The 13,650-nt window shown below is 48.1% G+C and carries 11 protein-coding genes; 5 read left to right on the top strand and 6 right to left on the bottom strand.

Translation table 11 applies throughout. The features are described from left to right. The first annotated feature begins 42 nt into the window (after nucleotides 1–42). Complete coding sequence (locus tag BLU99_RS10115) at nucleotides 43–822, top strand: hypothetical protein (RefSeq protein WP_091901724.1); 780 nt, start codon at nucleotides 43–45, stop codon at nucleotides 820–822. Here the strand turns inward: BLU99_RS10115 and BLU99_RS10120 are convergent. From BLU99_RS10120 to BLU99_RS10140, 5 genes are all read right to left on the bottom strand, one after another. Further along, the gene (locus BLU99_RS10120) at nucleotides 819–1,520 is read right to left on the bottom strand and encodes a response regulator transcription factor (protein ID WP_091901726.1); all 702 of its coding nucleotides are present in this window, start codon (nucleotides 1,518–1,520) and stop codon (nucleotides 819–821) included. The genes BLU99_RS10115 and BLU99_RS10120 overlap by 4 nt on opposite strands. Nucleotides 1,521–1,524: 4 nt before the next feature. Beyond that, on the bottom strand, nucleotides 1,525–2,832 hold the full coding sequence (locus BLU99_RS10125) for a sensor histidine kinase (RefSeq protein WP_091901727.1): 1,308 nt from the start codon (nucleotides 2,830–2,832) through the stop codon (nucleotides 1,525–1,527). Between the two features lie 108 nt (nucleotides 2,833–2,940). Further along, nucleotides 2,941–3,426 (bottom strand): hypothetical protein, encoded by a 486-nt coding sequence (locus tag BLU99_RS10130; protein ID WP_091901730.1) that lies wholly within the window; start codon nucleotides 3,424–3,426, stop codon nucleotides 2,941–2,943. Between the two features lie 83 nt (nucleotides 3,427–3,509). Continuing rightward, entirely contained in the window at nucleotides 3,510–5,183 is a 1,674-nt protein-coding gene (locus BLU99_RS10135; RefSeq protein ID WP_091901732.1) for a sigma-70 family RNA polymerase sigma factor, read from the bottom strand. Nucleotides 5,184–5,192: 9 nt separating this feature from the next. Beyond that, a complete protein-coding gene (locus tag BLU99_RS10140) occupies nucleotides 5,193–6,470 on the bottom strand; it encodes a hypothetical protein (RefSeq protein WP_091901734.1) in 1,278 nt (425 codons plus the stop codon). Between the two features lie 225 nt (nucleotides 6,471–6,695). On the opposite strand from BLU99_RS10140, the gene BLU99_RS10145 reads away from it, so the two are divergent. The 4 genes from BLU99_RS10145 (at nucleotide 6,696) to BLU99_RS10160 (ending at nucleotide 12,300) form a co-directional block, all read left to right on the top strand. Further along, nucleotides 6,696–7,190, top strand: coding sequence for a DUF3836 domain-containing protein (locus BLU99_RS10145; RefSeq protein WP_091901737.1), 495 nt, complete (start codon nucleotides 6,696–6,698; stop codon nucleotides 7,188–7,190). 160 nt (nucleotides 7,191–7,350) lie between these two features. Continuing rightward, a complete protein-coding gene (locus BLU99_RS10150; protein ID WP_091901739.1) occupies nucleotides 7,351–10,167 on the top strand; it encodes a M16 family metallopeptidase in 2,817 nt (938 codons plus the stop codon). A 100-nt stretch (nucleotides 10,168–10,267) separates the two neighbouring features. Next, nucleotides 10,268–11,113 carry a DUF3737 family protein gene (locus BLU99_RS10155; protein WP_091901741.1) on the top strand — a complete coding sequence of 282 codons (846 nt, stop codon included), beginning with the start codon at nucleotides 10,268–10,270 and terminating at the stop codon, nucleotides 11,111–11,113. Further along, nucleotides 11,110–12,300: a MalY/PatB family protein gene (locus tag BLU99_RS10160; RefSeq protein WP_091901743.1), complete on the top strand. Its 1,191-nt coding sequence runs from the start codon at nucleotides 11,110–11,112 to the stop codon at nucleotides 12,298–12,300. Before BLU99_RS10155 ends, BLU99_RS10160 begins: the two co-directional genes overlap by 4 nt. Here the strand turns inward: BLU99_RS10160 and BLU99_RS10165 are convergent. After that, the gene (locus BLU99_RS10165) at nucleotides 12,293–13,555 is read right to left on the bottom strand and encodes a histidine-type phosphatase (protein ID WP_091901745.1); all 1,263 of its coding nucleotides are present in this window, start codon (nucleotides 13,553–13,555) and stop codon (nucleotides 12,293–12,295) included. The two genes, BLU99_RS10160 and BLU99_RS10165, sit on opposite strands and share 8 nt — an antisense overlap. Between the last annotated feature and the right edge of the window lie 95 nt (nucleotides 13,556–13,650).

Here is a 13,650-nt window from a genome sequence, read left to right on the forward strand (position 1 = left end):
TCCGGAAAATCATCGTATCTTTGCACTTGGAATGTGTGAGATATGAACAAGGCAATTATGTATCTTTTGTTGGCTGTCGGCATCATGCTCGGTATGGTGTTTGTTGGCGGAGCCCTATTGGGTTTCGTATCGGGCTTTGTGGACGGTTTCTCCAGTATGCCAGAAGGGTCTACCAATACGAAAAGCCTGATGGCATACGGGACGATGATTCTGATACTGATGGTATGCCTTGTGCTCCACTGGGTGTTTCTTCGTTCCGGTTTTGCCTGCTATACGATGGGAAGAATTCCGGATGGGACATGGTGGAAGATAGTTCTTCCGTTGGTGCTGGTAGAAGTAGGCTTAGCTCTGATCTGTATGAGAGTTGAACAGGAAAGTGGCGGGGAGCGTCTTATGTCGAGCATAACTGAATTTATAAAAGATAGTCCGCTTCAGGTGTTTGTCTGTTTCATCGCTCAGGAGGCCATAAGTGCTATGGTTATCTATGGTGCGGTGCTTCGTGAACTGTTGGAGTGGAAGCATCGTCCGCAGATTATTATTCCTGTGGCCTTGGTGGTTGTTGCCCTGATCAATTGGCTGAATGTCCCCACTCCGTGGCTAATCATCCCCATTGTCTTGGCTGCTTTGATAGAGATGTGGACTTTTGAATGTACACGCAGTTTTATCCCTATCTTGGTAAGTGGTGTTGTTTTTTGGCTGGTGTATATATTTGTACCAGAGTCGTCTTTTTCCTGGTGGGGGATGCCCCTTGCTGTCGTGCTGATTGTTCCTTCTACCTTGTATCTTATCAGGGTGATGGATCGTTTCAGGCCGATAGACTAGTCTTCTACAAGAAGTTGCAGACCGACACCTCGAATAGTCTTGAGATTGATTTTCGACTCGTCGGACAACAGTTTCCTAAGTTTATTCACAAAGACGTCAAGCGAACGTGAAGCGAAATAGTCGTCTTCCGTATTCCAGAAGCGGCTGAGAATAGCCTCGCGGCGCACCACATTGTTCTTATTCTCGGCCAGCAGTCGCAGAATCTGTGCTTCGCGTTGGGTGACGGTCTGCAGCGCGTTGGTGTCGTCGTTGCGTAGGGTGGCATGGTCGGCATCAAGGGTATATCGACCGAGTTTGTAGTGACTGGTCTCCTTCTGTGTCTTGGCACCACCACGCATCTTCATCAGTGCTTGGATATGGGCATCGAGCTCTTCGGGTACAAAGGGCTTCTTCACGTAGTTGTTGATGCCTAGACGGTAACCGGCCTTCACATCATTTGGTGAGGTGAGGGCTGAGGTGAAGATGATGATTACGCTACCGTCAGTCTCGCGGATACGCTCCACCATCTCGAAACCATTCATCACGGGCATGTCGATATCTGAGATGATCACGTCGGGATGCGTCTCCTCCCAGGCTTTCACACCTTCCTTGCCATTACAGGCGGTGGTCACTTCATAGCCACCGATGATATCTTCGAGGCCTGTCTTCTCGATATAGGCGAGCGACTCGTCATCTTCTACTAAGAGTAATTTGATCATATCCTTATACTTTGTTTCTCTCAATTTTGGGAATGTAGAGCGTGAACTCCGAATAGTGGTCTTTCTCACTTGATACTGTGACCTTACCTCCATGGGCCTGCATGACCTGATCGACATAGTTTAGACCGAGTCCGAAACCACTGACACCACCCTTACGATTCTTCTCGTGGATGGCTGCCCGTCCGAACTTGTCGAAGATGACCTGCTGCTCTTCGCGGGTTATACCGATACCATTGTCGCGTACTTTTAACAAGACATATTTGTCGGTATCGATGGTTTTGATCTCTATGCTGATATTGTCCTTCGAATATTTGATGGCGTTGTCAATGAGATTGGCGATAGCCTCGGTGATATACTGTTCATCGGCTAGCACGTTCTTAACCTCCAGACTGGTGGTAATCTCTATGGGTTTGGTCGCTTTTGCCTTGGCTTTTTCTATGAGGTCGAGGATGATCGGCTCTATGTTGATGTCCCATTTGTTCAGAATCAATTTCTTATTCTCCAGTTTCGAAATGGTCAGTAGTTTATTGACCAGTGCCAGTAGATGCTCAGACTCTTCCTCGATAATGGAGAAATATTTATCCTTAATCTGCGGCTTGTCGTCAACCTTTCCCGAGTGTAGGAAATGGGCCCCCATAATGATACTGGATAGAGGTGATTTCATGTCGTGAACCATCGCATACGAGAAGTCGTTACGCAGTTCGGCAACCTGCTCCTGCTCATTGATAAAACGTAACAGTTGGATGATAATCACGGCAAAGAAACCGAGGATGATGGCACTGATGAGAAACAACGGACTGAGCCGGCGTGCCAGTTCGGGATAAGGGTTGTTGAGCGATAGACGGATGCCCTTAGACTGGTCGTGCCTGATGCTCAAGGGTTTTGTGATCAGAGAGAAAGCCGAGTTCCTGTCGTTGTTCTGCCGGAGCACTCGTCCTTCGGCATCTACCTCTTGTATGGTTACGTCACGGTTCAGGTTGACAACGCTGAACAGACTGTCGACAAAAAAGGCCAATGTGTCGAGCGAAATCTCAGAATGGTATCTGCGACTCAGCACGTCGTTCATACCTTCTACCGAGGATACCAGCGACAGGTCGTTGCGTAACTGCGACAGACTGAGTGTGTCGTCGCTGGACAGGCATCTCGAACGCTCATAGCTTTCGCAGAAAAGAGCCCACGGTAGTTGGTTGGTCGCTCTCTCTGAGATATCCCTTGTCACCGAACAGTAGGTCATCCACATATAGAGTCCCAGCAGCAGTAAGACTGCCGCAGCACTTACAATCGACACATATTTATACCTGTTCCTATGCATAACTGCCCACAAAGGTAGTGTAAATCAAGAGAAGTACAAAATAAAAACGCATTTATTTTGTACTTCCTTCTGCTTGCCATCAGAGGCACGACCTTTAAGTTCGTTCTTTTACTGGCGGATGTTGAATCTGCCGTTCAGCCCTATCGAATAGTTGATGGTGAAGCGTGCAATTTCACCGTATTCGAAAGAGCCTCTGCAAAGGATGAGTGTATACTTACCAAAGCTGAGGGGGCCGACCTCACAATAGAGATCGTATGGACAGACACAGTTGGCTAATGACAATTCCTCATTCTCTAAGATCCTGATCTCGTTGCCATCGATGGAGGCTTGAATCTCCAGTTTGCCGGGTTCGCAGTTGAATAAGGCATTTACATGTTTGAGCGCCAGATAACCGTTAGTCAGACCTTTGTATTCGACGTACTCATGATCATAAGCCGAGGATTCTCCTCTTGTGCCAGCAGCATGTTTACAGCCAGAATTAGCATTATTTATCATCTGAAAGAAAGCGTTGTTGCCTCCTTCACTGCTACAACCCTCTATGCCGACAGACAGCATCAACAGGGCGATGATCTTAAATAGAAGATTCCTTTTCATTCTTGTCTGTTTTATAGTTATTCTATGATTACAACTGCCAATCTCTGAAAATCTTGTAGGAAGTAACGGGATTTTAACAAATTTTACCAATGGACACGGATGCCGAGAGGTAGGGTAATTTGAAGCGGATGCTCCGTGCGATACGATTGGATGTCACTACCGTCGTTGAAGAAGTATTGCAGACTGGGCTCCAGATATAGGCCGAGATGTGGCGTAAGATTGTATTGCAGACCAAGGCCGAATGTGGTAGACCATTGGTAGGGCACGTCAAGGTCGGTTTTCTTTTGGAATGTCTTGCTGCCGTTGGCCTCATGACGGATGAGGACTTTACCCTGAACGGGCAACTCCAGTGTAGCACCTACGGAAGAGTAGAGACTGAAGTGGGCCTTGCTATACCACTGCCATCCTAATCGGAGTGGGATGCCCAGATAACGAAGTTGTTGCTTCTCTTGGATAAAGGCCTGTGTACTACCAGTGGTAATGGTGGAGTTGAGCTGGGTATAGCTGAGTCCTGTCTCCACGGAGAGACGCTTGGTGAGCTGACGATTCAGCAGAATCTGGAACGTGACAGGCAACTGGTGCTTGTGGTGAGCCTCCATCATACCTCCGTTGAGGGTTGAGTTCAGGGTTGCAATATAATTTATCGAACGTGTCTCTGCATCGCGTACGACCATTGGGTCATAATTCAGATAGAGGGCGTAGTCTATCCAGTTGTTGAACTGTGTGGGGATAGAGGTGTTGCTTATGGCATTGAAACTGGTCTTGCCAACGCTGGCCTGTGCCATGTAGTCTTCGTTGTTGCCAGCAATACCACTGTAAGTCATACTGATATGCCAAGGACGACTGACTTCCGCCTGTGCTACGAGTAGGTGTTCTGATTCGAAGGCGGGAATCGTGAAAATATCGTGATGAGATTCTACCTTGGTTGTATCGATAGGAGTCTGGTGAGTCGTCTCTTGGATGCTCTCATGAGGAGCCTCTGCGATCTGGTAGGTGGTCGTGTCAGAAACCTCGACAGACGGTTTATGTTGGGCGGACAGCTTAGGATAGGTGGTCTGATAAGATGGCACCAGAATAGGACTCTGAGAAATGTCTGAATCCAGAGATCTTTCAGGTTCTTGTGTCATCTCGGTCTTCTTTTGTGCTATCGGGGTACTCTCCTCAATAGTCTTGTCTTTCTGTATAAAGAGCCAGATAGCGGTGGGAACGGCAATAAGCAGTAACAACAGTACCCACGAGCGTCTGATGAGCGTTCGCAATGTCCGTTTTGCATGGAAGAGTTGCGAGGAAGACGAGTGAGGGGCGATTCCCAATACCTTACTAATCTCCTGATGGGAGAAATTCTCGAATACTGAGAGTCTGAAAACATCTTGATAGCCTTGCGGCAAGAGGGCAACGAACGATTGTAGTTGGTCGTAAGATGGAGTCTGGCTTGTATCCGTGGTCTCTGTCTCTTCTTTGGCCAACTGCATGAGTGCCGATTGTTCCTTGTTGGCATGCTGCCGATAGTGGTAACCTACGTTTCTGACTATCGAGATCATCCACGATTCCAGTTTCTCGGGCTTCTCAAGTTTGTCGAGTGAGGTCAGGATCACGACGAAGGCATCGTGTAGCAGATCTTCTGCCACATCGTCCTCCTTAGCGTATTGCTTACAGATGTTTAGGAGTTTGGGCTTGTATTGCTGATACAGCAGGTCCAAGGCATGGCGTTCGCCAGCCTTGCACCTGTTTATCAGCTCTGTCGTATCCAGCTCCATTCTTGTTGCTTATTCTTGCCTACTGTAGCTGCCCCAGCCTTCTAACTCCAGACCATCACCGTTGAACGTGGCATTGATGGTTGTACCATTAATCTCGTTGTCGAAAAGACCTGTGTTGTATTTGTAAATCGTAACATTGGCTTTAGAACCATTATAAGTGACGGTATAGGCGAAAGACTCGTCGTATTCGTCGCCCCTGAGACTGTAACCTGTATTGTCTGAGCGGAAGACCCATGTTGTGAAGATGTCCTTCATGAGAACATTGCTATATTCTCCTCCTGTCCATCTGCCTACGATAGGACTGTCGTTGTCTCTTGCGGGTACACCATATTTCTGTCCGGCATTCACCTCCTGTGATTCGAATGGGTCGTTCGCTTGTTTAAACCAGGGATAACATTCAAGCATATTATGTGAGACCAGCGTCTGCATATTGTCGAAAGAGCGTGCCTGATACTCGATAACGTCTCCTGCCTGGAAATAGCATTTATAGTAATAGCCGTGATATCCGTATTGCTCACCGCCATGGTAGTCGGTCAGCTCATAGTGGAAGGGATCGAGAGCGATCTCGCTGCTCCCGTTCTTGTTGGTTTTGACAGTACGCAGATATCCTGTACCGTCTGCACGGAAACAAATCACCTCCGTGATACAAAAGGAAAGATCTGGATAGAGAATCCTGATGTCCTGTATGTTATCATGGATCATGTGTTGCCAATCGTTCTGCCAGAAACCTATTAAATAGTTGGGTGCGTTCTCCGCGCTTTTTACAATCTCTGTGTCTAATACAAGGATGCAGCGGATCTGGGCCTCATTTATAAGCGTGCTGTAAGATGCGGAACCAGGACCAAGCGCGTTTCCTTCTGCGTCGTAAATATTGATCATGGAACTTTGGAGAAAATTACTTATATCATAGTAAGTCTCTCCTTGATACTCCAAACGGAATACTTTCGTGAGTCCATTTTCCCCCCATTGCATGACCATTGTCTGGATGGAAGGAGGGAGATTCTCTAGTAGGACATGATTCACGGGTACGGATTTGGCTTTGTATTCAAGTGCGTATAAGGCATCTGTATATCGCTCTGTAAGGTCAACCACATGCAGCTTGAGGCCGCTTCTCTCAAAATATTTGATAACGGTTTTCGCTTCTTGTTTCTCAGGATCTCTTGTGAGCGTAAGACCCGGCCATCTGTCTGTCGGCGACATGTCATCGTCGTTTGATGAACAACCCGTCAGGACTGACAGTCCTGACATCATCAGCGTGATTACCAAAAGCATACTAAGTTTCTTCATAACTGTATCATTTAATGTTGCAAATTTAGTTCTTTTTATTATATAGTGTAGTGTTGTATAAAAAGACTGCATAGGAATAGAGGGATTTTACGATTTGTTAACATTAAGCTTGGATTTAACCTAATGATAACATTCGCATAACATTAGTTACCGGAGAACGGTCGTATCTTTGCAACGTCGAAAGGACATAAAACTGATTAGAAATAAAGTAATAATCTCAAAAAAATGAGTAATATGGAGACAATCATCACCGCAGCAACAGTACTCACGATGTACTTCAATGCAATCAGCAACGTTGACGTGAACTACATGTACAATGCAGACATGGAGGACGGAGTCATTAATAAGATTGAGGTGTATGAACAGGATGCCGACCATCAGATAGTCCATAAGATGGAGTACCGCTATGAGTACGACGAGCAGGATCGACTGGTGAATAAGGAGATGCTTCGCTGGGATGATGCAACTCAGAACTGGACCAGGGACAGCCGCCTCACGTATAAATATTATAAGAATGGATACAATGTGGAGGTGAGCCACTGGGATGCTGCCAGACAGTGTTACACGCTTCCTTCCGAGGTGACGCTCTATCGTTCAATGGCTCCCTGTCTCACATCTGTGAAGACCTATCGGATGAATGAGACACAGGATAATATGTATCTCCTGAGTAGTATGCTCGTGATGGAGTCTGTCGATAATATGCTGTTTGCTAACAAGTAGTCTTTCTCTCTCTTATTAACATATTGAGTTTTGCTACAGGATATACGTTACTCGTGTGCCTGTGGCTTTTTTCTCTAAAGATAACCTGTGAAACCCTATATTGTTAAGAAAAAACTGTATCTTTGCAACCGAAAAGATGATCAACTAAACCTCAAACAATATGAGAATAACAAAATTTTTTGTAGCAGCGATGCTGCTGATGGTCGGAACGATGTCTGCTCAGCAGATGCCAGAACTCCCTACAGACAAGGAAGTGCGTGTCGGTAAGCTTGACAACGGACTGACTTATTATCTGCGTTACAACAATACACCGGAGAAGAAGGCGAATTTTTACATCGCCCAGCGAGTCGGTTCCGTGCAGGAGGAAGACACCCAGCGTGGACTGGCTCACTTCTTGGAGCACATGGCCTTCAATGGCTCAGAACATTTCCCCACAGGGAAGATGATAGAGTATCTGCAGACAATAGGTGTAGAGTATGGCCGTAGTCTGAATGCCTATACTTCTTTCGACCGAACTGTTTATTATGTGGCCGATGTGTCAACAGAGCGCCAGTCGGCTCTCGACTCTTGTATGCTGGTGTTACGTGACTGGTCAAGTGGCATCACCATCACCCCGGAGGAGATCGAGAAGGAGCGTGATGTGATTCATAACGAATACCGATATCGTACGGCAGCGGCAGATCGTATGTTGGAGCGTGCCCTGCCGACGCTGTTCCAAGGGTCGAAGTATGGCTACCGTATGCCGATTGGCACGATGGAGGTTGTGGATAATTTCAAGCCCGAAGAACTGGAGGCCTATTACAGGAAATGGTATCGCCCAGATAATCAGGCTCTGGTCGTCGTTGGCGATATCGACGTAGACTATACCGAGAATCTGATCAAGAAACTCTTCTCTGATATTAAGGTGGCTCCCGATGCCGCACAGGTCGTCGACGAACTGGTGCCCGACAATGAGCAGCCGATTTTCGTGGCAGAGAAGGATAAGGAACTGCCGTATCCCATACTGCGTATAGGTATCAAACGTGATGTGATGCCCGTAGCCGTCAAGAAAACGGCAGCCTATCTTGTAACTGATTATCTGTGCAATCTGGTATGCCGGATGCTCGGTGCCCGTCTTGATGAGATCTCACAGCAGCCGGAATGTCCATATCTTCAGGCTATTGTCCAGAACGGAAAACTTGGTAATGTTGTCCGTACGAAGGATGCTGTGACACTAATCGGTGTGTCTAAGCATGGTCAGGAGATAGAGACCCTAAAGAGTTTGGAGCGTGAGATTCTCCGTGCCCGGAAATTTGGTTTTACGGCAACGGAATACGCTCGTGCTAAGGCCGACTACCTGAGTGCGCTGGAGAGAGACTATGACAACCGTGATAAGCGAAAGAACGCGGAGTACGCCAATGAGTATATTGAGAACTATCTGGAGCAGACGCCCATTCCCTCGCTTGAGGAGCGTTACCAGATAATCAGTGCGCTGGCTCAGCAACTGCCAGTCGACATCGTGAATCAGGTGATCCGACAGATGATACCGGAAAACGACAAGAACCTGCTGGCATTTTATATGCAACAGGAGAAGGAAGGTAATGTCTTCGTGACAGCCGAGGAGATGAAGGCTGGCGTCGATGCTGTCCATGCTGAGACACTGACCGCTTGGGTGGACAACGTGAAGGAGGAACCTCTGATTGCTGATCTTCCCGTCAAGGGACAAATCGTGAAAGAGACCGAGAATAAGACCCTTGGCTATAAAGAGCTGACACTCTCGAACGGTGCCCGTGTAATCCTGAAGAAGACCGACTTCAAGGATAATGAGGTGATGATGCAAGCTGAGGCCAAGGGTGGTGCATCGCTCTTCGTCGATACAGATCCGATAAACGTGGACTTTGCTAGTACAGTTGCGATGTTTAGTGGTCTCGGAAACTTCACGAAGTCTGAACTCGACAAAGCCTTAGCTGGCAAGCAGGCAAGTGTAAGTCTCAGTATTGATGAGGATCGTCAGTATATCTCTGGTCGTTCCACTCCAAAGGATCTGGAGACTCTCTTCCAACTCACTTATCTGACGATGACGAATATCAACAAGGATGAGAAATCGGTGGCAGCGTTTATCAATCAGGCGAGGACTGTGTTTGGCAATAAGAGCCTGAACCATGATCTGGTGTTCAAAGACTCAGTAGAGAGCACCTTGCACTGTGGAAATAGATTTTATGTGACCCCGGAGGTTGAGGAGCTCTCACAGTTCGATTACGACCGTACGCTCCAGATTCTGAAGCAGCTTTATGGCCATGGAGGACAGTTTATCTATACCATTATCGGTAACTTCGACGAGCAGCAGATCCGTACACTCATAGAGCAGTATATCGCCAGTTTGCCTGGTGGCTCTAGGGATTTCGGACATGTCCGTGATATCCGTACCTTCTTCAAGGGAGAGAAAGTCAACCAATTCTCGAAGAAGATGGAGACTCCGCAGGCTCAGGTCAGAGAGATATGGCTGAACGAAGATATGGCATATACCCTCGAGAATAAGGTGATGCTCAATGCTGTTTCACAGGTGCTTACACGAGTCTACGAACGTACCATCCGTGAAGAGGAGAGTGCTGTCTATGGTGTTGGTGCCGGCGGAAGAATTGATCTGAACGGCAGTCGTCCTGTGTTCATACTCAATGCTGCGGCTCCGACGAACCCGGATAAGATGCAGATAGCTCGCGACCTGATGGTGAAGTTCGTGGCTGAAGCCACTCAGAAGATTGCCGACGAAGATCTCAATGCCGTCAAGGAGATCATGCTCAAACAGGCTCAGGACAATGCCCGTGAGAACGGGCACTGGATGAATGTGCTGACAGAGTGGACTGCTGAGGGTGTAGATCTGCAGACAGGCTACGAGGAGACAGTGAAATCGCTCACTCCAGAGAAACTCCAGAAGTTCCTAGCTGACCTCGTGAGTGCAGGAAACCATGCGGAGATTGTCATGATGCCGGAAAAGTAATTAAAAACATTTAAATAGATAAGATAATCCGTAATCGGTGTATGCCGTTTACGGATTTTTCTTCGTATCTTTGCAGACACATCATATAACAGACACAGACATGGAACTGATAAAAGACAAGAAATTCGGTGGAGAACGCCCGCTATTCGCACAACACGATCTGAGAATTGAGAATATCACTATCGAGGACGGAGAGAGCGGAATCAAACAATGCCGTAACATCGAGGCTTATGGGTGTAAGTTCTATGGAAAGTATCCTTGGTGGCATGTCGATGGGGCTTATATTGAGAATTGCTATTTCGCCCTCGGTTCCCGTTCTGCTGTTTGGTACACCAATGATATGGTGATGAAGAACTCACGTATTGACGGTCCGAAATTCTTCCGTGAGATGAGAAACCTGGAACTTGAGAATGTTGAGATTACAGATGCCGACGAGACATTCTGGAAAGTCAATGGTCTCAGAATCAAGAACGTGAGACTGCACGGAGGCACCTATCCGTTCATGTTCTCGCAGAATATCTATGTCGATGGTCTGGAGAGCGATGCGAAGTATGTATTCCAGTACTGTAAGAATGTGGAGGTGCACAATGCCAAGATCCTGACGAAGGACTCGTTCTGGGAGTGCGAGAACGTTACCGTCTATGACTCGGTACTCGATGGTGAGTATCTGGCATGGCACTCGAAGAACGTACGCCTCGTGAACTGTCATCTGGCAGGTGAGCAGTTGCTCTGCTACACCCAGAACCTTGTGTTGGAGAATTGTACCATTGATGCTGCCTGCGACCGTATGTTTGAGTATTCTACCGTTGAGGCCGACATCAGAGGGCATATTGAGAATATCAAGAACCCGACGAGTGGACATATTATTGCCGATTCCATCGGTAGTGTCACGATTGATGAGAATGTCCGTCAGCCGAATAACTGTATCATAGAGATAAGGGCATGAAATACGATTTCGATGAATTGGTAGAGCGCAGGGGTACCAACTGCGTGAAGTGGGATGAGGAAGGTCCCTGTCAGACGGACGACCGTTGCTCGTCTAAGGAGATGATTCCCCTGTGGGTAGCCGATATGGACTTCAAGGTGGCTCCCGCCATCCAAGAGGCTGTCAGGAAACGGGCCGAGCATGGGGTGTTTGGCTACAACATCGTACCGGAGAGTTATTATGAGGCTGTCATCGCCTGGTTCCGGCGTCGTCATCAATGGGATATCCACCGTGAGTGGCTGCTCTACACGACGGCTGTCGTACCGGCCATGTCGTGCGTCATCAAGGCGCTTACCATGCCTGGCGAGAAGGTGCTGATCTTGTCGCCGGCCTATAACTGTTTCTTCTCCAGTATCAAGAACAACGGGTGTGAAGTGCTCGAATCACCCTTGAAGGCTGCAGATGACAGCTTTGAGGTCGATTTCATCGACTTCGAGAGCAAGTGTGCCGACGAGAAGACAACGCTCTTCCTGCTCTGTAACCCTCATAACCCTACGGGTCGTGTATGGACAAGAGAGGAACTGCAGCGGATGTACGACATCTGCCACCGACATGGTGTAAAGGTGGTGAGCGACGAGATACATTGCGAACTCATCATGCCTGGCTATCGGTTTGTACCCTTTGGAACGGTCACAGACGATTGTGTGGTGATGAACTCACCCTCGAAGAGCTTTAATACCGCTGGTCTTCAGATTGCCAATATCATCTGTTCGCATCCCACATGGCGACGCCGTATCGACCGTGCCATCAATATCAATGAGGTGTGCGACGTGAATCCTTTCGGTATTGTGGCGCTACAGGCGGCTTATAACGAGAGTGAGGATTGGATCGACGAACTGAACCAATACCTCTGGGGAAACTATCAGTCGATTCGCGATTTCATCGAAGAAAACATCCCTCAGTGGAAGGTCTGCCGCTTGGAGGGAACCTATCTGCCGTGGGTGGATGTCTCTGCCATGGGTATCACCTCGCAGCAGCTATGCAACCGTCTGTTTGCCGAGGCAAAGGTCTGGATTAACCCCGGTACAATGTACGGTCGGGAGACAGGCGAGGGGTATGTCCGGCTGAACATCGCCTGCCCGCGTAGTCGCCTGATGGATGCTCTTCAGCGTATCGAGACTGTGGTAAACCCTTGTCCCTTTACTTGATGCTGTTGCAGCGTGCCGTGTAGAAGTCGCGGAAGTCTGACCACTTGTAGTATGGGTACTGGGTCGTAGGAACGGGCAGACTTGCCTCGCAGCCGTTGAGCAGGCACTTCACGAGAATGTCGGCACTCTTCTTGCTGCGATAGAATATCAGTTGCATATTGCTGGCCTTGCAGGTCTCCCAATTCTGGTAGCAGTTCTTCACCTCATAAGGGTCTTCAGGATCACGGTCGGCGCCGTTGATACCCATCAGCACTGTCATAGGACCGAGGTAGGTGTCATGTCCGAAACGGAGGTCGGCAATATGGTCACTACTGCCATTGAGAACGGCATCTGCCTTCTTGATGATATCCTCAAGGATGGGAATCGACTCATACTGGGGTTCGAACACCCAAGTGTAGGTTCCCAGATTAGACGTCTCCCACTGGGCTGCAATCTCCTCGTCGGTGATGATGTTACCCATCATTCCTTCATGTCCGATACTGGGCAATGAGGTATAGAGATTGATTAGGTCGCCACCGAGACGGTGCGGATCAACCTGCAAGCCTTCTGTGCTGGTGAACACGCGCTTGATGACAACCTGTCGCAGTGTGTCAACGACATCCTTAAACTGGGCGCGGTTCTTCTCGAAGCGTGGCGTGGCTTTTGGGAACTTTCGACGGGCGGGATTCTGTCGGTCGTTTGGAGCGACACCGTCGAGAGTGGAGCGAGCCGATTGTTCACGAACCTCAATGGCGGGATTGCATTGTACAAGCTCCTGACAGAAGGCGGACATACTGATCACACAACGGCCTGCCAGTGAAGCGATGGCAAACACGTTGCCGCCTTTCTTGAACACTTCTGGGAAACGGTTATACATGGTACGGGCGATGCTCTGATGCTGTTCCCATCCCAACTGTGTCAGTTCGCTGACACCGGCGCTAAGTTCTGCTTTGGCAGCCTCAAACTTCTCGTAGAAGGCTTCTCCCTCTGCTGTGAGCTGTTTTCTCTCATGAGCCGTGGTAAGTAGTTTGTCAAGGCTCTTGTAGAGCATATCGTTCCAGTAGTAACGGGAACCATGACGACCATAATGACTGATATAAAATGCTTTGTAGCCACGGGGGGCTTTTGTCAACTGTGTGTTCTCCTGCTGATAGGGATAGTCGGTGCCGTAGGCTTTTCTGGGATTTTCCTTAAGTTGGTCAAGTGCGGAAAGACTTTGTGCTCCTACTGTTACTGTCAGGAGAGTGAGAAATAAGAAAGTTAGAAATCTTTTCATAAATGTAGTTTTTAGTTTTATGTTTTATATGAGTTGCAAAGATAGGGATTGTTTGTGACATATGCAAAGGAATCATCGATTATTTCGCCTTGTTT

The organism is Prevotella sp. lc2012, assembly GCF_900107065.1.
GTDB lineage: Bacteria > Bacteroidota > Bacteroidia > Bacteroidales > Bacteroidaceae > Prevotella.